This is a genomic window from Herbiconiux sp., from assembly GCF_004297105.1.
Lineage (GTDB): Bacteria > Actinomycetota > Actinomycetes > Actinomycetales > Microbacteriaceae > Herbiconiux.
Map to the genome: position 1 here is coordinate 809,302 of NZ_SCVE01000012.1, position 19,120 is coordinate 828,421.

19 protein-coding genes are annotated in these 19,120 nt (G+C 68.8%); 14 read left to right on the forward strand and 5 right to left on the reverse strand.

From position 1 onward, the window contains the following. Positions 1–133: 133 nt before the first annotated feature. The 4 genes from EPO52_RS10230 to EPO52_RS10245 form a co-directional block, all read right to left on the reverse strand. A complete protein-coding gene (locus EPO52_RS10230) occupies positions 134–1,639 on the reverse strand; it encodes an amidohydrolase family protein (RefSeq protein WP_290805619.1) in 1,506 nt (501 codons plus the stop codon). Between the two features lies 1 nt (position 1,640). Beyond that, on the reverse strand, positions 1,641–2,633 hold the full coding sequence (locus EPO52_RS10235) for a nucleoside hydrolase (RefSeq protein ID WP_290805622.1): 993 nt from the start codon (positions 2,631–2,633) through the stop codon (positions 1,641–1,643). Between the two features lie 19 nt (positions 2,634–2,652). Beyond that, on the reverse strand, positions 2,653–3,753 hold the full coding sequence (locus EPO52_RS10240; RefSeq protein WP_290805625.1) for a BMP family ABC transporter substrate-binding protein: 1,101 nt from the start codon (positions 3,751–3,753) through the stop codon (positions 2,653–2,655). Positions 3,754–3,843: 90 nt separating this feature from the next. Further along, positions 3,844–4,602 (reverse strand): VOC family protein, encoded by a 759-nt coding sequence (locus tag EPO52_RS10245; RefSeq protein ID WP_290805628.1) that lies wholly within the window; start codon positions 4,600–4,602, stop codon positions 3,844–3,846. A 511-nt stretch (positions 4,603–5,113) separates the two neighbouring features. Here EPO52_RS10245 and EPO52_RS10250 point away from each other — a divergent pair. From EPO52_RS10250 to EPO52_RS10280, 7 genes are all read left to right on the forward strand, one after another. Further along, positions 5,114–5,713 (forward strand): TetR/AcrR family transcriptional regulator, encoded by a 600-nt coding sequence (locus EPO52_RS10250; RefSeq protein WP_290805631.1) that lies wholly within the window; start codon positions 5,114–5,116, stop codon positions 5,711–5,713. A 162-nt stretch (positions 5,714–5,875) separates the two neighbouring features. Then, the gene (locus tag EPO52_RS10255; RefSeq protein WP_290805634.1) at positions 5,876–7,216 is read left to right on the forward strand and encodes an acyl-CoA dehydrogenase family protein; all 1,341 of its coding nucleotides are present in this window, start codon (positions 5,876–5,878) and stop codon (positions 7,214–7,216) included. Next, on the forward strand, positions 7,213–7,737 hold the full coding sequence (locus EPO52_RS10260) for a nuclear transport factor 2 family protein (protein ID WP_290805638.1): 525 nt from the start codon (positions 7,213–7,215) through the stop codon (positions 7,735–7,737). The genes EPO52_RS10255 and EPO52_RS10260 overlap by 4 nt, the downstream gene beginning before the upstream one ends. Before the next feature lie 2 nt (positions 7,738–7,739). Beyond that, positions 7,740–8,354, forward strand: coding sequence for an NAD(P)H-dependent oxidoreductase (locus tag EPO52_RS10265; RefSeq protein ID WP_290805641.1), 615 nt, complete (start codon positions 7,740–7,742; stop codon positions 8,352–8,354). A gap of 54 nt (positions 8,355–8,408) precedes the next feature. After that, positions 8,409–9,860, forward strand: coding sequence for an acyl-CoA dehydrogenase family protein (locus EPO52_RS10270; protein ID WP_290805644.1), 1,452 nt, complete (start codon positions 8,409–8,411; stop codon positions 9,858–9,860). A 124-nt stretch (positions 9,861–9,984) separates the two neighbouring features. After that, a complete protein-coding gene (locus tag EPO52_RS10275; protein ID WP_290805647.1) occupies positions 9,985–11,475 on the forward strand; it encodes an MFS transporter in 1,491 nt (496 codons plus the stop codon). Continuing rightward, positions 11,472–11,993 (forward strand): nuclear transport factor 2 family protein, encoded by a 522-nt coding sequence (locus EPO52_RS10280; RefSeq protein WP_290805650.1) that lies wholly within the window; start codon positions 11,472–11,474, stop codon positions 11,991–11,993. The genes EPO52_RS10275 and EPO52_RS10280 overlap by 4 nt, the downstream gene beginning before the upstream one ends. 112 nt (positions 11,994–12,105) lie before the next feature. On the opposite strand, the gene EPO52_RS10285 is transcribed toward EPO52_RS10280, so the two are convergent. Further along, positions 12,106–12,609 (reverse strand): flavin reductase family protein, encoded by a 504-nt coding sequence (locus EPO52_RS10285; RefSeq protein WP_290805651.1) that lies wholly within the window; start codon positions 12,607–12,609, stop codon positions 12,106–12,108. Between the two features lie 121 nt (positions 12,610–12,730). Between EPO52_RS10285 and EPO52_RS10290 the strand changes: the two genes are divergently transcribed. The 7 genes from EPO52_RS10290 to EPO52_RS10320 all read left to right on the forward strand — a co-directional run bounded on the left by EPO52_RS10290 (position 12,731) and on the right by EPO52_RS10320 (position 19,120). After that, positions 12,731–14,029 (forward strand): acyl-CoA dehydrogenase family protein, encoded by a 1,299-nt coding sequence (locus tag EPO52_RS10290; RefSeq protein ID WP_290805654.1) that lies wholly within the window; start codon positions 12,731–12,733, stop codon positions 14,027–14,029. Then, complete coding sequence (locus EPO52_RS10295; protein WP_290805657.1) at positions 14,026–14,679, forward strand: nuclear transport factor 2 family protein; 654 nt, start codon at positions 14,026–14,028, stop codon at positions 14,677–14,679. The genes EPO52_RS10290 and EPO52_RS10295 overlap by 4 nt, the downstream gene beginning before the upstream one ends. Positions 14,680–14,761: 82 nt before the next feature. Then, positions 14,762–15,724 carry a substrate-binding domain-containing protein gene (locus tag EPO52_RS10300; protein ID WP_290805660.1) on the forward strand — a complete coding sequence of 321 codons (963 nt, stop codon included), beginning with the start codon at positions 14,762–14,764 and terminating at the stop codon, positions 15,722–15,724. A 4-nt stretch (positions 15,725–15,728) separates the two neighbouring features. Continuing rightward, complete coding sequence (locus EPO52_RS10305; RefSeq protein ID WP_290805662.1) at positions 15,729–16,775, forward strand: ABC transporter permease; 1,047 nt, start codon at positions 15,729–15,731, stop codon at positions 16,773–16,775. Beyond that, the gene (locus EPO52_RS10310) at positions 16,772–17,545 is read left to right on the forward strand and encodes an ATP-binding cassette domain-containing protein (protein WP_290805665.1); all 774 of its coding nucleotides are present in this window, start codon (positions 16,772–16,774) and stop codon (positions 17,543–17,545) included. Before EPO52_RS10305 ends, EPO52_RS10310 begins: the two co-directional genes overlap by 4 nt. A gap of 76 nt (positions 17,546–17,621) precedes the next feature. After that, a complete protein-coding gene (locus EPO52_RS10315) occupies positions 17,622–18,314 on the forward strand; it encodes a TetR/AcrR family transcriptional regulator (protein ID WP_290805668.1) in 693 nt (230 codons plus the stop codon). 107 nt (positions 18,315–18,421) lie between these two features. Further along, positions 18,422–19,120 (forward strand): VOC family protein, encoded by a 699-nt coding sequence (locus EPO52_RS10320; protein WP_290805671.1) that lies wholly within the window; start codon positions 18,422–18,424, stop codon positions 19,118–19,120.

Below are 19,120 nucleotides of genomic sequence, written 5' to 3' on the forward strand. Positions count from 1 at the left end.
ATCCGCCGCCAGACGGATTCTCCGGGCCCCCTCGGCTCCGCGACCGGTCGCGGGTGAGGACGAGTGGAACGGGGAGTTCGGGCTCCGGCGGCGCGAACACGAGGGTCTCTGCGTCCTGCGGTGCCTCGGGTGCTCAGCGGCTCCACGCGCGGAGGTAGGCCTCGCGGACGGGGGGCTCGAAGCGGTGCTGCAGGGCTCGCCACGACGGGAGGTGGCGCTCGAGGTACGCGGCGGCCTCCACCCGGAACTCGGCGAGCAGCGCATCCGTGTCGATGAGGGTGCAGCGGCCGTCCGAGACGACCAGCCGGCCATCGATCCAGACCTGGTGGATGGCGGCGCCGTCGGCCGACAGCACCAGTTGAGCCGCCGCGTCGTTCAGTGGAGTGAACGCGGTGGTCGCCGTCAGGTCGAACACCACGAAGTCGGCCGCGAGCCCCGGGGAGAGCGAACCGGTGCGGTCGCCCCACCCGGCTGCTCGGGCACCTGCCGTGGTTGCAGCGACCAGGATCTCCGACGGCTTCGGCCAGGTGCGGTAGTCGGGGTCGTCGAGGGTGTGCAGCAGCGCCGCCGCCTTCATCACCTCCAGCATCCGGAGCGAGTCGTTGCTCGACGCTCCGTCGGTGCCGAGCGCCACCGGCACGCCCGCGTCGTGCAGCGCCCGCCACGGCAGCGAGCCCGATCCGAGTCGCAGATTCGACAGCGGATTGTGCACCACGGATGCGCCTGACGCGGCCAGGAGATCGATGTCGCCCGGCGTCAGCCAGACGGCGTGCGCCGCAGTCAGATTGGGGCCGAGCGCACCGAGGTCGTCGAGGTGCTGCACGATCGTGCGCCCGTCGTAGCGCGTCTGCGCCAGCACCTCCTGCAGCTTCGTCTCGAGCAGGTGCGTGTGCAGCACCTCGCCGTGGTCGCGCGCCGAGGCGGAGCACGCCCGCAGGTAGTCGTCGGTGACCCGCAGAGGCGCACTGGGGGAGAGGGCGAAGCGGATGCGCGGGAACTCGCGCGCCGCCATCCGCGTCTCCTCGGCGAACGCGAGGTAGGCCTCCTGCACCTCGGCAGCGGGAGGCATCGAGGCGCGATCGGCGGCGAGCACCTCGGCCGGCAGCACGTCGTCGGCGAAGGCGAGCCGGTCGACGAGCGGTACGTCGACCGTGCTGGCCGCGCAGGTGACCCGCAGCCCCGAGGCGTCGTAGGCCTGGAAGAGGGCACGGATGCTCGCCGCCGTCTGCCCGGGCAGCTCACCCGTGTCGTCGAGCAGCGTGGTCACCCCGCCGAGCAGCGACTCGATCGCCGCCACCATCGTGCGCAGGTAGATCAGACGCTCGGACAGGGGCTCCACCCCCTCGGGCGGGTAGCTCAGCAGGGTCCAGATCTCGAGCGGCAACGGCGCGCTCGTGCCGCGCAGCAGGATCTCCCAGGAGTGGGTGTGCGCGTTCACCAGACCGGGGGTGAGGAGGAGGTTCGTGGCGTCGATGACGGTGGTCGAGGCATCCGGGATGTCCGAACTCTTCATCGCCGAAGAACGCTCCGACACCCCCACGATGTCGGCCCCGTCGATCAGGACGTCGCCGCGGAACGGCGTCGCGCCGTGCTCCTCGTCCATGGCGATGACGAGAGCGTTGGTCCACAGAGTGCGCATCTCAGCGCAGCCGCGCGATGCGAGCGGTGAGCTCCTCGTAGAACGGATCGGCGTCCACATCCCGAGCATAGAAGACGTTGCGCGGCAGGTCGGTGATCTGCCAGTAGTCGGCCACGAGCATCCCCATGGTCAGCTCGCTGCCCGTCTCGACCCGCGCGTTGATCTGCCGGCCGTGGAACAGCTCGGGGCGCAGGAGGTAGAGCGGCACCACGGGTCCGTGCAAGGGGGCGCCGTCCCACCCGTACTTCGCCAGGTCGAACGTCTCCGAGAAGGTGAGCAGCTGGTCGACGGCCCGGCCGCACTCGTTGCCGAGGGCCGAGAAGGCGTCGAGCCGGGCCCGGGTGTTGCGCAGCTGGTGCGTGATGTCGAGCGGCAGCATGACGAGACGGATGCCCGAGCCGAGCACGATCGCCGCCGCGTGCGGGTCGACGTAGATGTTGAACTCGGCTGCGGGGGTGATGTTGCCCACTTCGAAGTAGGCGCCCGCCATCATCACGATCTCGGCGATGTGCCCGGCGATGTCGGGAGCCTCGCTGAGGGCGACGGCGAGCGTGGTCATGCTGGAGAACTGGGCGATCGTGATCGAGTGCGGGGGCGCGGCACGGCAGAGCCGGATGAGGGCGGACACGCCGGACTCCTCCTCGGGAGTGCCGACGACCGGCGGGAAGTCGTAGCCGTCGAGCCCCGTCTCGCCGTGCACGTGGGCCGCGGTCACGAGAGGGCGGAGCAGCGGTTGCGGCACGCCCTTGTAGACGGGCACGCCCTCGACGCCCGCGAGCTCGAGAACCTTGAAGACGTTCTCGACGGTGTGGTCGAGGGTGGTGTTTCCGGCGCTGGCGATGATGCCGAGCACGGTGAAGTCGTGGGGTGACGCGACGATCGAGAGCAGCGCGACGGCCTGCTCCTGGCCGGGGTCGGTGATGCAGATGAGGTCGCGCACGGGAGTGCCTTTCTCGAGTGGGAGAGCGGATGCGTGGGCCGGATGCTCGCGCATCCGGCCCACGCGAGGGTGGCTACGGCGCCGACGGCGTGTCGATCACGATGTCGCCGGCGATGATGCCCGCCTTGATCGTGTCGAGCTCGGCCTGCAGGGTGGGTGCGACCTTCGACTCGAAGTCGTGGAACGGGCTCATCAGCACGCCGCCGTTGTCGAGCGTGCCGACGTAGGACTCGTTCGTGAAGTCGCCGTTCGCGGAATCCTGGATGACCTCGGAGATCGACTTGGGCATGTCACGGGCGATCGAGGTGAACCAGATGTCGTCGTACTCGGGGTCGCTCACGTACATGTCGGTGTCGACGCCCACGAGGGCGACGGAGTTCGACGATTCGCGGATGGCCTGCGCCGCGCCCTTGTAGATGGGGCCACCCACCGGCACGATGATGTCGACACCCTGGTCGAGGATGCCCTGCGAGAGCACCTTGGCCGCGTTGATGTCGCTGAAGTTGCCGGTGAACTGGCCCGTCTGGGTCTCGGGATCCCAGCCCACCACCTGCACATCGGCGCCCTTCTGCGCGTTGTAGTACTCGACGCCTCGGGCGAAGCCGTCCATGTAGAGCGTCACGGGAGGGATCTGCGCCCCGCCGTAGGTGCCGACCTTGCCCGTCTTGGTGTAGCTGGCCGCGGCGTAGCCCACGAGGAAGCCCGACTGCGAGGTGTCCCACACCACGCCCTTCACGTTGTCGGCCGTGATGGTGTTGTCGTCGACCATGATGAAGTGGATGTCGGGGTTGGCGAGCGCCGCCTCCTCGGTGGCGGCGGCCAGCAGGTAGCCCATCGTCACGATGGTGGTGCAGCCCTGGTCGACGAGGCTGGCGATGTTCGGCGCGTAGTCGCTCTCGCTGGTGGACTGGACGTCGATGTGCTTCGTGCCCAGAGCCTCAGCGGCGAGCGTGACCCCCTCGAGGCCGAGCTGGTTGAACGACTGGTCGTCGAAGCCGCCCTCGTCGGAGACGATGCAGGGGAGGAAGCCGGAGGCGGCCGCATCCGTCGATCCGGTTGCGGATGTCGCGGAGTCGCTGGGGGCGGAGGCGCAGCTGGCGAGGGCGAGAGCGCCCGCCAGGGCGAGCGCGGTGCCGGCCGCGAGACGGGCGGCCCGGGTGGAGGTGGGGGACATGATGCTCCTTGGTGTGGAAGTGGATCGGGATACGGATGGAGGGTGGTGCCGTGGTGCGGGGTGGTGCGTGATGCGGTGTGTGCGGGCGGCTCAGTCGGGATCGTCGACGAACGCGTAGATCTCCCAGATGTAGCCGTCGGGATCGACGAAGTAGGCCGACCGGGCGCCCCACTCGTAGAGGGCCGGTGGCCCGGAGTCGGCGAGCCCGCGGGCCTTCAGTTCGGCGTAGACCTCGTCGACCCGTTCGCCCGAGTCGAGTTCGACCGCCAGCATGAGGTGGGCGCCGTTGCGGGTGAACGAGGCGAGGTCGCTCTGCGCCGATCCCTCGCGAGGCACTGCGGCGGCGTCGAGGACGGTGATGGCCACCCCGCCGCCGTCGAACCGCATACGTCCGGCTGCCTCGACCGGCGCGAAGCCGAGCCGCTCGAGGAAGTCGAAGGTTTGTGCCGGATCGCGCACCGTGAGCTCGATCTCGGCGATGCGCGGCCTCCGGGCGCCCGACTCCGCGATCACGGTCACGAACCCATCGGGATCCGTCACCGCGTACCGCGGGGTGGCGCCGGGGAGGCGCACCGAGTTGCCGACTCGTGACGCCACCGCCGCGACGGACGCCGCATCCGCGAGCTCGAGTGTGACGCGGAAGGGCAGCCCCGGTTCGGTGGGGAAGGAAGCCCCCACCGTCTCGGTGATGCTCGCCCGCTGCCACATGGCGAGCCGCGGGCCCTCGGCGAACACGAAGTCGGCGAAACGCACGTTGCGCATGCGACGTTCGAGGCCGAGGCTCTCGCGGTAGAAGTCGTCACTGGCGGTGACGTCGGTGTTGACGATGCAGATGTCGTCGAGTCTCACTGGTTCTCTCCTCACGGTTTTCGGGCGCGACGAAGCGGCTGAGGCGGTCGCTCTGTGCGATCGCTCGGCGGGATGCGCGAGCAGCGGGCGGTGAGTTGCCGTCGCTGTCGGCTGCGAGGGGAGGTCGGCTCATCCGGGACGCCACCGAATGGATCGGCAGGCGCACAGAAGGCCTCGGCCGGAACTCAGTCCAGTCGGGCGGCGGGCAGACCTCTACCCGGGTGCGGAGCGCTCAGGAGTTGAACGAGAAGACAGAGGTGTTGTGATGACCGCTCTGGCGGCGCAGGCAGAACCATTGGCAGAAGCCCTCTGATTCGTGCGACATCCTCATGGCTCCGACGCTACGGCAGGCGTGTAACGCCCGTGTTTCGGCTCCGCGAAAATCGCGTTTCGATGCCGTGCGGCCGATCCACCCGCGGTGGCCCGAAGGCACTGGGCCTGGTCGCAGACTCCAGCGGGGTGGAATAGTTTCTACTTAGCCCCGCTCGTGGGCTCGAGGAGGACTGGTGCGGTGAACCCCGACAAGAGACGGAGCCGCCTCTCCGAAGCGCGTGAAGCCGAGATCCTCGATGCGGCACTCGCACTCCTGGGCGAAGTCGGCTACCAGGGACTGACGATGCCCGCGGTCGCGGCGCTCGCGCGGTGCAGCACCGCGACGCTGTACCGGCAGTGGGACGGCAAACCCGGGCTGGTGACGGCCGCGCTGCGCCAGCGCCGACCCGAACCGCTCCCCGTGCCCGATACCGGAACTCTCCGCGGTGACCTGCTGGCCATGGTCTACCAGGTGGCCGGCATGGCCGAGACCGAGTTGGCGCTGATCGCCGCCCTCGCGCATGCTTCGCTGCGCGACGACGAGCTCGCCCTCACGATGCGCGAAGAGCTCGCCGGCCCCGCGGGTTCGCATCTCGATCACGTGCTCGACCGGGCCGTCGCTCGGGGTGAGATCGACATCACGCCTCAGACGCGCCGATACACCCACCACGTGATGATCTCCATCCCGCTCGCGCGCCATCTGGTCGAGGCGTCCCGTCCTGATCGCGAGTACTTCGAGGGGTTCGTCGACGCCATCCTGGTGCCGGTGCTCGGGGTCAAGCTCCCCGTTTCAGGCTGAACCGGCGCGGTCGAGGTCCGCGCCGCACCTGACGATCGGCTCTTTCGTCAGGAAAGTGCTTGCGGTCACTGCCGGGGAGCGCTAGCGTCATCATCGAAACGAAACACAGTCGTTTCGATGCGTGGCCCGAGACGATGCCGTCTCGTCAGACAAGGAGTTCAGATGAATCAGCCCGCGGGTGCCGTTCTTCCCCCACCCCCCTTCCCGGCACCGCCGCACTCGCCCGTCGGCTCGATCGAATCTCCGTGGCTGACCGAGACCGGCAAGGCGATCCGCGATCGGATGCGCGAGCTCCTCCCGCTGATCCGGGAGGACGCGCAGGAGGGTGAGCGGATCGGATCCCTCACTCCGCGCGTGCTCGCGGCCCTCACCGAGGCCGGCGTGTACTCGATGAGCATGCCGTTCGAGTGGGGCGGTACGGCGCTGGGTACCCGTGACCTGGTGGAGGTCATCGCCGCGCTCGGCGAGGCGGACGGCTCGGCGGCGTGGGCGGCCTTCGTGGGCGTCGGTGTCAAGAACCTGCTGGCACTGAACGACGACGTGGTGAGCGAGGTGCGGGAGAACACCGAGGGCTGGGTGGGCCCCGCGATCGTCGGAGCCTCCGTGTTCGCGACGAACGTCGGCCGCGGCCGGCGCGTCGAGGGCGGCTGGATGGTCGAGGGCCGGTGGGCGTTCGGCAGCGGGTGCAAGCACGCCCGCTGGGCGCTCGTGGGCATCGAGTACGATCCAGCGACCCATCCCGGATCGGGCCGCGCGGTCGTTCTGCTCGAACGCGACCAGTACGAGATCGTCGACGACTGGCACGTCTCGGGCCTGTCCGGCACCTCGAGCAACAGTGTGCGGGTGACCGAGGAGGTGTTCGTGGCCGAGCACCGCTACCTCGACCTGTCCGAGTACCCGCAGCGCTTCCAGCAGCTGCACGAACGCTACACCGGACCCGCCTATCAGCAGGGCGGCACGGCCCTCCTGATCTCGGTGGCGGTGGCCAACGTCGCCATCACGATCGGAATGGCGCGAGGAGCCCTCGGCTGCTTCGCCGAGCAGGCTCGCAAGCGCAAGCCCTTCACTCTCCCCTACCCGACGGTCGCCGACATGGCGAGCGCACAGGTCGCCGCGGGCAAGGCCCTCGCCATGATCGATCTCTCCGCGGCCACGGTGGAGGGCATCGCCGACCAGGTCGATGCGCGCACCGCAGCCGGCCTCGACTTCTCGTTCGAGGAAGAGAGCCGGATCAGCCTCGCCCTGGCTTACGCCGCGAACCTCTGCGAGGATGCCATCATCATCCTCCAGAAGACGCTCGGCTCCTCGACCGTGGTGCTCAGCAACCCGATTCAGCGATTCGCGCGGGACGCCCGGGTTCTGACCTCACACGGAGCGATCCGGCTCGACCCGCAGGCCGAGCTGAACGGACGCCGTCTCCTCGGCCTGCCTCCGTTCGCCATGTTCGGAGGCGCGGTGCCGGAACGACGCGCGGAGCCCAAGCCGGAAGGATTCCGTCCGTGAGCGGCGGGTTCTCGATCGTCAACGGCGTCGCGGAGATCACCGACCCGGCCATCTACGCCAACTGGCTCGACAACGAGGAGTTCAAGTCCGCGGTCGCTCAGGCGGACACCCCCGAGCGCACGGCCAAGAAGCGCGTGCTCATCGATTTCGAAGCAGACATGGCCCGGATGGTGCGCGACAATCGCGTCCAGGAAGACGTCGTGGAGGTCATGACCCGGTACGTGGTCGAGGACTACATCCAGCGCGACCCCAACACCCCGGGTGACGGTCGTGAGCACCTGATCGAGCACTTCCGCCGGGTACCGATCATCGGGGCGACCCCTCCACCGGTGGTCAGCGTCATCCTCGATGGCGACGTCGCCTGTCTCATGATGCGCGAGCTGGCACCCGACCCGGTGATCCCTGGGGCTACGTACGAATGGAACATCCTCACCGTCTTCCGGCTGCGCGACGGCCTGCTCGCCGAGCACTGGAGCACGTTCCGCAAGGTCGCGCCCGGCCAGAATCCGATGGGGAACTGACCATGCCCACACTGCAGATCATCGTCGGCAGCACCCGGCCCGGCCGGATCGCCAAGCCCATCGCCGACTGGGCGTTCGAGCGCTGCACCGCCGACGGTCGTTTCGACGTGGAACTCGTCGACATCGCCGACTACTCCCTCCCGGTGCTCGATGAGCCCCACCACCCGGTTCTCGGGCGCTACGAGCAGGACCACACCAAGGCCTGGTCGGCGAAGGTGCGTGAAGCCGATGCGTTCGTGTTCGTGACACCGGAGTACAACTACGGGCCGCCGGTGGCGCTGCTCAACGCGTTCGACTACCTCGCGCGCGAATGGACCTACGCGCCCGTCGCCTTCGTGAGCTACGGCGGCATCGCCGGCGGGCTCCGGTCGGTTCAGGTGATGAAGCAGATCGTCACGACTGTGCGGATGATGCCCATCCCCGATGGTGTGGTGCTGCCTCTGGTGATGCAGCATCTCGCGAGCGGGCAGTTCGTGCCGCCGGCTCCGGCGGAGGCGGCGTTCGCCCCGATGCTCACCGAATTGCTCCGCTGGACGACCGCTCTGGCACCCCTGCGCGCCGAAGGGCCGCCGGCACCCATGATGCCGCCGGGGCCCCCACCCGGACCCCGCCCGTGAATGCGGGCTGAAGCCACCCACCCCTGAGTACGACCACACCGAAGTGGAGTAAAGATGACTCTCGCCACCACGCCGCCTCCCGGCGGAATGCCCCCGGGCGGACTGCCTTCAGGGGTGCCGCCGTTCGGCCAGCCGCCCGTCGCCGGACCCGCGTTCCCCGAGTCCCCCTACCTCAGTGAGACGGGGCGCCGGATGCGGGACGACATCCTCGAGCTGCTGCCCCTGTTGCGGCAACACGCGGCCGAGGGTGAAGCGCTCGGTGAGCTGGCTCCGGAGACGCTGGCGGCGGTGCACGGGGTCGGGGCGTTCAAGGTCACGATCCCCACCGAGCTCGGCGGTTTCGCTCTCGGTGCCCGCGACACCGCGGAGGTCGTGAAGGCCCTCGGCCAGGGCGACGCGTCGGCCGGATGGCTCGTGATCGTGTCGAGCGCGGCCAAGAACGCGCTGGGCTTCGACGAACGGGCCCGCGACGAGGTGTTCGCCGACATCGAGGACTGGGTGGGTCCGATCATGTTCGGGGCGACCGTGTTCGCACCGAAGGTCGGCTTCGGCCGGCGGGTCGACGGTGGCTTCCTGGTGAAGGGCAAGTGGTCGTACGGCAGCGGCAGCAAGCACGCGGCGTGGGGAACCATCGGGTTCGAGTACGACGACGCCGAGACCGGCGAGCACCGCCGGGCGATGGGGATCCTCTCCCATGATCAGTACTCCATCGTCGACGACTGGCACGTCATGGGCCTGCAGGCGACCAACTCCAACAGCGTGCGGGTCGACGAGGAGGTGTTCATCCCCGACTACCGGGTCGTGCACACCAACGAGCTCCCGCAGCGGAACGACCGGATCCGTGGAACCTACTCGGGACTCGCGTTCCAGCACAGCGCCATCGGCGGCATGGTCGCCACCACCTGTGCCTTCGCCTCGCTCGCGATCGGTATCGCCGAAGGGGCCTTGAACGCCTTCCTCGAACAGGCGGCCAAGCGTGCGCCGTTCAACCTCCCGTACAAGACGATGTCGGAGATGGCCTCGATCCAGGTCGTCGCCGGCAAGGCACGCGCCGTCATCAACGCGGCCAATGCGGTGCTCTGGCGGCATGCCGACGAGATCGACCGCCGGGCGATCGCGGGCGAGGACTTCGCGCCCTGGGAGGAACCCGAGATCACGATGGATCTGGTGCACCAGATCCACGAGTGCCTGCGGAGCGTCGACGGGATGATGCTCGCGCTCGGCTCGTCGGCGATCGCGCTGTCGAACCCGATCCAGCGGGCGCTGCGCGACATCCATGTCGTGGCGACGCACGGTGCGTTCCGCATCGATCCGATGGCCGAGATCAACGGGCGGGCCCTGTTCGGGCTCGAGCCCTTCCCCATGATGGTGGCTCTCAGTTCGCCCCCCGCCGGCGCCAAGCCCGCGGGTGCTCCACCGGAGGGCCCACCGCCCGCCGGCGCTCCACCCGCGGGAGCTCCTCCCGCGGCATCCACTCCGTTCCCCGGAGGACCGCCCCGCCCCTGAGTCGCTCTCCGTACTCCACGGTCTGCGTCGCCCTGTGTGCATCGATGGTGATGCCGCACTCTCACAACAGAAGATCACGGGCGCCGAAGGTGACGCTCGTGTCTTTCGAGCGCAAGGAGTTCTGATGTCACAAAGCAATCCGTCGTCATCGACGGAATCGTCCCTCCCGCCCCACCCTTCCGGCCCGATCTCGATGGCCACGACCGATCCGCCCGCCTCCAGTTGGCGTCAGTATGCGGCCGACTTCGTCAAAGCCCCCGCGCGTGCCAAGGTGGCCCTGGTCGGCAGCCTGTTGATGGTGGCGATCAGCCCGTCGGGCTTCGCCGCCCTCACCCCCTTCGCGGCTCCGGCCTACGCGATGGCCACGGGCACGCCCCCGCAGGACGCGATCCTGCTCTTCGTGACCCTGCCGCTCATTCTCGGCCCGCTCGTGCTGCCGTTCGCCGGCCGCTGGGTCGATCGCTATGGGGCGCAGCGCATCGCCCTGCCCGCGGTGATCCTCTACGCCCTCGCCACCCTGGGCATCCCACTGGTGGCCGGCACGGGCTGGCTGGTGGGGCTGATGCTCGTGCTGTCGTCGATCTTCGGATTCGCCGCCAGCCTGGGCATCGTGTTCAAGGTGATCTCGGGATGGTTCCCGAAGCACCGGGGAATCGGCTTCGGCCTCATCGGTGTGGTGTCGAGCCTTGCCAGCGCGGTGTTCTCGCCACTCTTCCAATGGCTGGTGAACGGCAACGCCCCTGCAGCACCTGCCGGGGGCGCTCCGGCCGGCGCGGCCCCACCCGCGGGAGCGGTGGCACCGCCGGCAGCCGACCCGGGCGTGTTCCTGGGTCTCGGGTGGGACGGCGTCTACTACGTGCTCGCGATCGCGATCGCCGTGATCGGGATCCCCACCGTCATCTGGCTCATCTCGGAGCCCAAGATCGCGCCCGCCCCCACCCTGCCCAAGAGCGTCGAAGCCGCGCTGCCGGGTGTGCCCTTCAAGCGGGCGGTCTCCACCCGGGCCTGGATCTTCATCGCGCTGCTGCTCACGCTCGCCGCCACGGGGCCGATCGCCATCCGCCAGAATGCCGTCGACCTGTTCGGCGGCGTGGGGATCGACTCCGCCACCGTGTCGCTCGGCCTCTCGGTGCTGTTCACGACTTCGGTCGTCGGCCTGCTCCTCGGTGGAACGATCCTCGACCGGGCCCGGCACCCGTGGGTGGTTGCTATCCTCATCGCCACGGTGCCCGTGGGCATGGCGCTCGCGATCCTCAACACCGGATCCACCGCTCTGCTGTTCGTGTCGATGGCCCTTCTCGGGTTCGCGACCGGAGCGGAGTCCGCGCTCGGCCCGGCACTGATTGCGCGGTACTTCGGGCTGAAGTCGTTCGCGGCCCTGCAGGGCCTCACGCTCGCGATCACCGGGCCGGCCCTCGCGCTCTCGCCTTATCTCGTCAGTGCCATCCAGGCGAGCTCGGGCAGCTACACCGTGCCGCTGGTCGTGGTGACGGGTCTCACCATCGTGGCGGTCGTGCTGGCGGTGCTCCTGCCGAAGTATCCTGCCCCCTGGCCGATGCATCCGCGGGAGTTCGACGGTCAGGCCATCGCCCCCGAGGCGAAGGCGGCCTCGTGACCGGCTTCGAGATGATCGGCGGCGTCGCCCGGATCGACGATCCGGAGATCTTCCGCACCTGGATCGACCGGGAGGACTTCAAGGCGGCCGTGGCGGCCCATCCGTCGCCCGAGATCGCGGCGGTGAAGAGGCTCTGCGTCGACTTCGAAGCCGACCTCGCCAGGATGGTGTGCAACGACACCGTGCAGGACGACGTGGTGGCGGTGATGGACCGGTACGTCTCGGCCGATGAGTACGTGCAGCACGACCCCAATGCCCCCGGTGACGGACGGGACAACCTGATCGAGTACTTCAGGAACGTGCCGACGGGAGACGGGATGGTGCCGCCGCCCGTCGTATCGGTCATGGTCGACGGAGAGCTCGCCACGATCATGATGATGATGCCGTTGCCTGATCCTGCCGCCCCCGGCTCGTTCTACGACTGGTACATGCTCACCACCTTCCGGGTGCGCAACCTCAAGCTCGTCGAGCACTGGACGACCTTCCGCAAGCTGCCGCCGGGGATGCCGCCGATGTGACGGCATCGCCGAGTCGGCGCAGCAACGAGAGGAGGGGGTGACCGTGGTCACCCCCTCCTCTTGCTCGCGGATGCCGCTGCCGGCTCAGTGATTCCGCCTCAGTGATTCCGCCTCAGTGCGGGGCGAATGTGCCGAATGCCCGGTGCTGGTACACCAGGCCGGGCTCATGGTGGTTCTCGGCGTGGGTGACGAGCCCGGTGACGATGATGTGATCGCCCGCCACGATCATCTCGCCCACGGTGCAGACCGTGAAGGCGGCGGCGCCGTGGATGCGGGGCACGCCGTCGAAGTCGCTCCAGGCCACACCCGCGAAACGGTCGCCCTCGCGCTTGGCGAAGCCGGCGCCGATCGGCGACTGGTCGTGGGCGAGCACATTGAGGCCGAAGCGGCCGGTCGCGCGCAGGGGCGGGAGGAGGTTGCTCGACTCCTGCAGCGACACGAGCACCATCGGCGGTTCGAGCGACAGCGACATGAACGCGCTCACGGTGGTGCCGTGAGGGCCGTCGAGATGGGTGGTGACGACGGAGACGGGGGTGGCCACGGCTCCCATCGCATTGCGGAACGCGATCTGGTCGACCAGATCGCGTGAGACGGTGTCGTCCGACGTGATGCTCATGCTTGTCTCCTTCGACGATGAATGAACTGTACTGTACCAGCCAGTGCAGTTTAGGGCTAGGGTTGACTGTACTGATCGGTGCAGTACACTGATCGCGATCACTGCCGAAGGAGTCATTGACATGAACGATCTGCTATCCCTCGCACCGCCGCCCGAGCGCACGACGCCTCTGGACCCGTCTGCATCGCGCTACCTCTCCGAGACCGGGATGCGCATCGCCGCCGGTGTTCGCGAACTGACCCCGCGTATCCGCGAACGGGGTGCCCAGGCGGAGCGTGACGGGCGGCTCTCGCCGGAGATCATCCACGAGCTGACCGAACTGGGTCTCTACCGCTCGGCGGCTCCCCTCGAGTACGGCGGCTACGCCATCGGGGCCCGGGACATCGCGGAGATCGCCACCGAGCTGGGCCGGGGTGACGCCGCAGCCGGATGGACGTTCCTCGTGGCCTGCAGCCTGCGGATGGTCAGCACCTTCCCGAAAGAGCTCGTCGACGACCTGTACTCGCGGCTCGACGGTCACGACGGACCCCTGGCCGCCGGCGGATCGACGTTCGCCGCCATCACCGGCACGGCCGTGCGCACCGAGGCGGGATGGTTGGTCGAGGGCAAGTGGACCTACGTCTCCGGCAACCGGGACGCGGCCTGGCTGTTCGGCGGCGTCGCGTGGGCCGACGGCGAGCGGCGCGGCCACGGTCTCATCATGTTCGACCCGGCCGACATCGAGCGGCTGGATGACTGGCACACCTCGGGCATGTCGGCCTCCGACTCCAACTCCGTGGTCACGACGGCGCCGATGTTCGTGCCGGACCACCACTTCGTGGACATGGCCGAACTGCCGATCCACATGGACACGGCATCCTTCCGGTTCGATGGCCTCGCCTACCAGGCCCGCACGCGCGCCTCGATGATGTCGGTGATGGTGCTGAACATCGGCGTGCTCGTCGGCATGGCCGAAGGCGCATTCGAGGTCTTCGCCGACATCGCCCAGAAGCGCAAGCCGTTCAGCCCGCCCTACCCCTCGGTGGCGGAGATGGCCTCGGCTCAGGTGGCCGCCGGCAAGGCGAAGGCGATGATCGCCCTCGCGCGATCCACCCTGCTCCTGTACGCCGACGAGATCGATCACCTCGCCACGATCGGGGAGGACTTCACGGCCGACGAAGAGGCGCAGCGTTCGATGGATCTCGCCTACGCCGGGCACCTCTGCCAGGATGCGATCAACCTGCTGGTGCGCATCCTCGGTTCGTCGGTGATGACGCTGTCGAACCCGCTCCAGCGGTATTCGCGCGATGCCCAGGTGATCCTCTCCCACGGCGCACTGCGGATGGAGTCGCTCGCGGAGATCACCGGCCGCCGGCTGCTCGGTCAGCAGGCCTTCGACATGTTCGCCGCCGGCCTGCAGAACAAGTCGGCCACGCCGTGACGGCTGCGGTGAAGGCGGTCGCACTGCAGCATCTCGGCGAGTACGCCGAGGCGTTCCCGCCGGAGTTCGTGATCGCCGACGGCGAGCTCGTGACCGTCGTGACCCGGGAGCTGCGGGGAGCGGCGGATGACGAGTTCTACGTCTTCCACACCGTGCGGGTGCGCGACGGCCGGGTGGTCGAGGAGTGGTCGAACTCCGCTCCCGGCTCGGCGCCGATCGGCTCGGGCCGCCCGGATCCCGATCATGTGCCGGTGCCGATCGGCGACGGCGACGTGAGCCGCACCACGGTCACGGTGACGGAGTTCTACCGTCGCGTCTTCGACGCCCACGATGCCGGAGCCGTCGCGGACCTGGTGGCCGAGGACTACGTGCAGCACGCGAAGCATGTGCCTCCGGGGCGCGCCGGGCTGGAACGGTTCGTGCGGGAGCTGTTCCCCGACGGTCCCATTCCGGCGCCGGAGTCGCCGGACACCGAGCCCGTCATCCTGATGGGCGAGGGCGACCGCGTCGTGATCGCCGCCGGGATCCCGCAGCCCGACGGATCGGGTGGCACGTTCATCCGCTACCTCTTCGACGCCTATCGGGTGACCGATGGGCGCCTCGCCGAGCATTGGAGCGGCATCGACGCCGACAACCGGCCCGTGCACTGAAGCCCCGCCGGGGCGGCAGCGCAGCAGGAGCACCTGCACACCAGCACCACCTCCCACCATGAACACCCAGCAAGGAGTTTCAATGACGAAACAACGCCTGATCACCACATTCTCCGCGGCCGCCGTCGTGCTACTGGCTCTCGCCGGCTGCTCGAGTGCCTCCCCCGAATCGACCGGCGCCGCAGCCGATGGATCGACCGCGGCCGCGGGGGAGATCGACTTCTTCACCGTCTCGGGGCAGATCCCCCTCATCAACACCCTCGCCGACCAGGTCACCAGCTACCTCGAGGGCAGGGGCTACACCGTCGTCGTGAAAGACGCGCAGTTCGATCCCGCGAAGCAGGCCCAGCAGATCGAGCAGGCCGTGAGCACGGGCTCGATCGTCGGAGCCTGGATCTTCCCCGTCGCACCCGAAGCGCTCACCCAGAGCGTCCAGCTCCTGCAGTCGAAGCAGGTGCCGGTGGTTCTCGAAGCGCAGCCGAGCGACTTCGGTTTCGACGGCGCTCAGCCGGGCGTGGTCTTCGATGCGTCCGACTACGTGCAGTACGCCACGACCATCGCCACGGATGCGGCCGACTGCGCCACGTCGAACGGAGGGACGGAGGCACTGTTCCTCTCTGCTCCCGGGTCGAGCGGCGGCTCGACCGTCATCCCCGACACCGTTCAGAAGGTCTACGGTGAGGCTGCCCCGTCGGCACCCATCGTCGATACGGCCCAAGCGGGCGACCCGGCGAGCGCCCAGTCGGCGGTCACGCAGCTTCTGATCGCGCATCCGGATGCCGACGTCGTGATCGCGGCCACGGACGAGACCGCGGTCGGAGCGGTCGGAGCCTTCAAGGCCGCCGGTCGCACTCCGGCCTGCGTCGTGGTCGGCGGAGGCGGGCAGGACGTGCTCGCCGCGCAGAAGGCGGGCGACATCACCGAGGTCGTCGCCTGGGACTACGCCGCGTCGGCCAAGGCCTCCGGAGACAGCCTCATCACGCTGATCGGCGATCCCACCGCGGAGGGCACGATCAACCCGACGGCCATCTCGGTCATCAAGTAGCGCCGTGACCGTGGCCACCATCGCATCGGTGCATCAGATCGCCCGCGGGGAGAAGCTCCCGGGTCGCGTTCGAGGACTCATCCTCGTTCGCGACCAGGGGCTGCTCGCCCTCTTCATCGTGCTGGTGATCGTGTTCGCCTTCTGGGGCGCACCTCACTTCTTCACCCTGGCCACCGGCATCTCGGTGCTGAACTCCGCGGCGATCGCCGGGATCTACGCCGCCGGCGTCACCGTGGGGGTCATGACGGGAGTGCTCGACCTCTCGGTCCCCGGCACGGCCGCGCTCGCGGGGGTGGTCACGGGGCTGCTCCTCCAGGGCGGCGCCCCGGTGCCGCTCGCGCTGCTCGCCGGGTTGGCGATCGGGTGCGTGGTCGGTCTCGTCAACGGCCTCATCGCGATCCGGGGATTCGATCCGCTGATCGTGACGATCGCCATGCTCAGCGCACTCGGCGGCCTCTCGCTGCTACTCGCCAACGACTACAACATCTCGGGGCTCACCCAGTTGCAGTTCATGGGCACGCAGACCTACCTCGGCATCCCGGCCCCGGTCTACATCGCCGTTCTGGTGTTCGCGGCGCTGACCGTCTTCCTGCGGTACACCCGCACGGGGATGCGGCTGCTGGCCGTGGGTGGCGGCCGTGAAGCCGCCCGCCGGGTCGGCATCGAGGTGAACCGCTATCGGGTGCTGGGCTTCATGATCTCCGGATTCTGCGCGGCGCTCGGCGGGATCGTCACGACCGCGTACATCACCACGGCGGTGCCGAGCGCGAGCGTGGGGATCGTCTTCAGCGCGATGACCGCCGTCGCCCTCGCGGGCGTTCCCTTCGTCGGCGGCCGGGGGAGCCTTCCCCGGGTCGCCCTCGGCGCGGTGGTGGTCTCGACGATCTCGGCCGGACTGCTGCTCGCCAAGGTGCCGACCGACTGGTCGTCGATCGTCACCGGTGCGCTGCTGGTGGGAGGTCTCGGGCTGAACATGTGGACCACGAAGACCACCTCCAAGCTGCTGCTCTCCGGTGGCAGAACGGCTGCGGCGATCGGACGGGCATCATGAGCGACGCGGTCTTCGAACTGGATGACATCTCCGTGCACTACGGCTACGCCCGCGCGCTCGAAGGAGTCTCGCTGCGGGTGGGGCCCGGAGAGGTGGTCGCCCTTCTCGGTGACAACGGCGCCGGCAAGTCAACTCTGCTGAAGGTGATGTCCGGCGCGCATCGCCCGACGACCGGGCGGATGCTGGTGCGCGGGCAGCCCGTGGAGTTCCGCTCGCCGCGCGATGCCGCCACGGCGGGCATCGAGATGGTCTATCAGGATCTCGCGCTGGTCGACGCGATGGACATCGCCGCGAACCTGTCGCTCGGTCGCGAGCCCCTTCTGCGGGGGCCCCTCGGCTGGCTGGGGTTCATCAACAGGCGGGCGATGCGCGATCAGTCCCAGGCCGAGCTCGATGCGCTCGGGGTGCGCACGGCGCCGGTGAACCGCTCGGTGGAGATGCTCTCCGGTGGCCAGCGTCAGGTCGTGGCGATCGCCCGGTCGGCCGCGCGGCTTCCCGAGCGGGGGGTGCTGCTGATGGATGAGCCCACGGCGGCTCTCGGGCACGAGCAGACCGAACTCGTGGAGGACCTCATCCGCACGCTCGCTGCGCAGGGGACGTCGATCGTGATCGTGACGCACAACCTGCCCCTCGCCTTCTCGGTCTCCCATCGCACGGTGGTGCTGAACCGCGGCCGCAAGGTCGCCGATGCCCTGACCGCGGACTGCGACGGGGACTCGGTGGTGAGCTGGATCACCGGTGCGAGCGTGCAGTTGGATGCGGCGCGCTGACGTGGTTCTGAGCAAGCGCCTCCGCGCAATGATGTACTGAACCGGACAGTACGAGCTCGAGATGATGGAGACACACATGCGGCGACCGCGAACCCACGGTACCGGCACCAAGCGCGACGCGATCCTCGAGGCGGCGGTGGAACTGCTGCTCGCCAAGGGCTTCGGCGGAACCTCGATGGACGCGGTCGCGGCGAAGGCCGGGGTGTCGAAGACGACGGTCTACGCGCACTTCGCCGACAAGGACAAGCTGTTCCGGGCGGTCATGGCGCACGCGTCGTCGATGCTGGTGCCGAACGTGTCCGAGGCGATCTCGGGCGAGGTCAGCGATCCGGTGGAGCGACTCGTGCGCGCCCTCACCGCGGTGGTGGAGTCGGCGATCGCCCCCGAGCTGATCGCGTTCTTCCGGGTGCTGATCGCCGAACACGAGCGGCGCGGCCAGCTCGCCGGCGCGCTCGAGGAAGCGCGCACCGAGACCGGGCTGCCCGACGTCATCTCCGTTCTCGAGCCGTTCCTCCAAGCGGTCGCCGACGAGCGAGGGGTCGAGCTGGTGGCGGCTCATCACTGGGTCGTGCTGTTGCTCCGCCTCGCCGGTCCCACCTTCCAGCTGGACATGCTGACGTCGGACTTCGAGCCGAGCGACGAGATCGTGGGCCTGCACGTGCGCCTCGTGGTCGACCTGGTCGTGCAGGGGGCGCTCGTTCCGGGCGGGCGGGCCGAACTGCCGGTCGGCTACGACGCCTATCCCTGGAGCCCGGCCTTCGAGCGCTGAGCCCGCTTCTCCGGAAATTGATCTGGCGGCGCGCCCTGTGCAATGTATACTGAACCGTACAGTACATATCTCGCTCCGGGCGAGACGCGTCGATCAACGAAGGAACAATGATGTCCCACGACCTGTCGAACTATGCCACCACGCCGAAGCCGCGTCCCATCCGGGTTCCGAGACTCCACCACGCGACCTTCATGACCATGGAGATCGATCCGATGGTGAAGTTCTACGAAGCGGTGTGCGGTCTCCAGCCGGTGTTCTACTCCGAGCACGCGGCCTGGCTGGTGAATGACGAGGCGAACCACCGCATCGCGCTCCTTCGGCTGCCGGGCACGGTCCCGCCGGTGGACAAGCCGCACTCGGCGGGCATCCATCACACCGCCTTCGAGTACGGCGACTTCGACTCCTGGCTCGACAACTACGTGCGACTGCGCGACCAGGGCATCCTCCCCGCCTTCTGCATGGATCACGGCATGACGATGTCGATCTACTACGCCGACCCCGACGGCAACGGCATCGAGATCCAGGTGGACAACTTCCACGACTGGGGCAAGTCGACCGAGTGGATGTGGGCATCCCGCGAGTTCGCCGACGATCAGCTCGGACCGCAGTTCGACCCCGACAAGCTCGTGGTCGCGCGGGAGGAGGGACTCGACCACGACGAGATCCACCGGCGCGCCTACGCCGGCGAGTACCGCCCGGAGGTGGAGGCCGCCAACCCGGCCTTCCCCGACCGATGGGCCGAGAAGATCGCCGCCGACCCGGAGCTGCTCAAGGGCGTGCCCCTCCCCACCGCTCCGGAGGCCTGA

What these genes read in the sequence shown, in the direction of transcription:
- EPO52_RS10230 (WP_290805619.1), bottom strand. Translation starts at nt 1,639, where the DNA reads ATGCGCACTCTGTGGACCAACGCTCTCGTCATCGCCATGGACGAGGAG.
- EPO52_RS10235 (WP_290805622.1), bottom strand. Translation starts at nt 2,633, where the DNA reads ATGCGCGAGCATCCGGCCCACGCATCCGCTCTCCCACTCGAGAAAGGC.
- EPO52_RS10240 (WP_290805625.1), bottom strand. Translation starts at nt 3,753, where the DNA reads ATGTCCCCCACCTCCACCCGGGCCGCCCGTCTCGCGGCCGGCACCGCG.
- EPO52_RS10255 (WP_290805634.1), top strand. Translation starts at nt 5,876, where the DNA reads ATGAATCAGCCCGCGGGTGCCGTTCTTCCCCCACCCCCCTTCCCGGCA.
- EPO52_RS10265 (WP_290805641.1), top strand. Translation starts at nt 7,740, where the DNA reads ATGCCCACACTGCAGATCATCGTCGGCAGCACCCGGCCCGGCCGGATC.
- EPO52_RS10270 (WP_290805644.1), top strand. Translation starts at nt 8,409, where the DNA reads ATGACTCTCGCCACCACGCCGCCTCCCGGCGGAATGCCCCCGGGCGGA.
- EPO52_RS10275 (WP_290805647.1), top strand. Translation starts at nt 9,985, where the DNA reads ATGTCACAAAGCAATCCGTCGTCATCGACGGAATCGTCCCTCCCGCCC.
- EPO52_RS10285 (WP_290805651.1), bottom strand. Translation starts at nt 12,609, where the DNA reads ATGAGCATCACGTCGGACGACACCGTCTCACGCGATCTGGTCGACCAG.
- EPO52_RS10290 (WP_290805654.1), top strand. Translation starts at nt 12,731, where the DNA reads ATGAACGATCTGCTATCCCTCGCACCGCCGCCCGAGCGCACGACGCCT.
- EPO52_RS10300 (WP_290805660.1), top strand. Translation starts at nt 14,762, where the DNA reads ATGACGAAACAACGCCTGATCACCACATTCTCCGCGGCCGCCGTCGTG.
- EPO52_RS10310 (WP_290805665.1), top strand. Translation starts at nt 16,772, where the DNA reads ATGAGCGACGCGGTCTTCGAACTGGATGACATCTCCGTGCACTACGGC.
- EPO52_RS10315 (WP_290805668.1), top strand. Translation starts at nt 17,622, where the DNA reads ATGCGGCGACCGCGAACCCACGGTACCGGCACCAAGCGCGACGCGATC.
- EPO52_RS10320 (WP_290805671.1), top strand. Translation starts at nt 18,422, where the DNA reads ATGATGTCCCACGACCTGTCGAACTATGCCACCACGCCGAAGCCGCGT.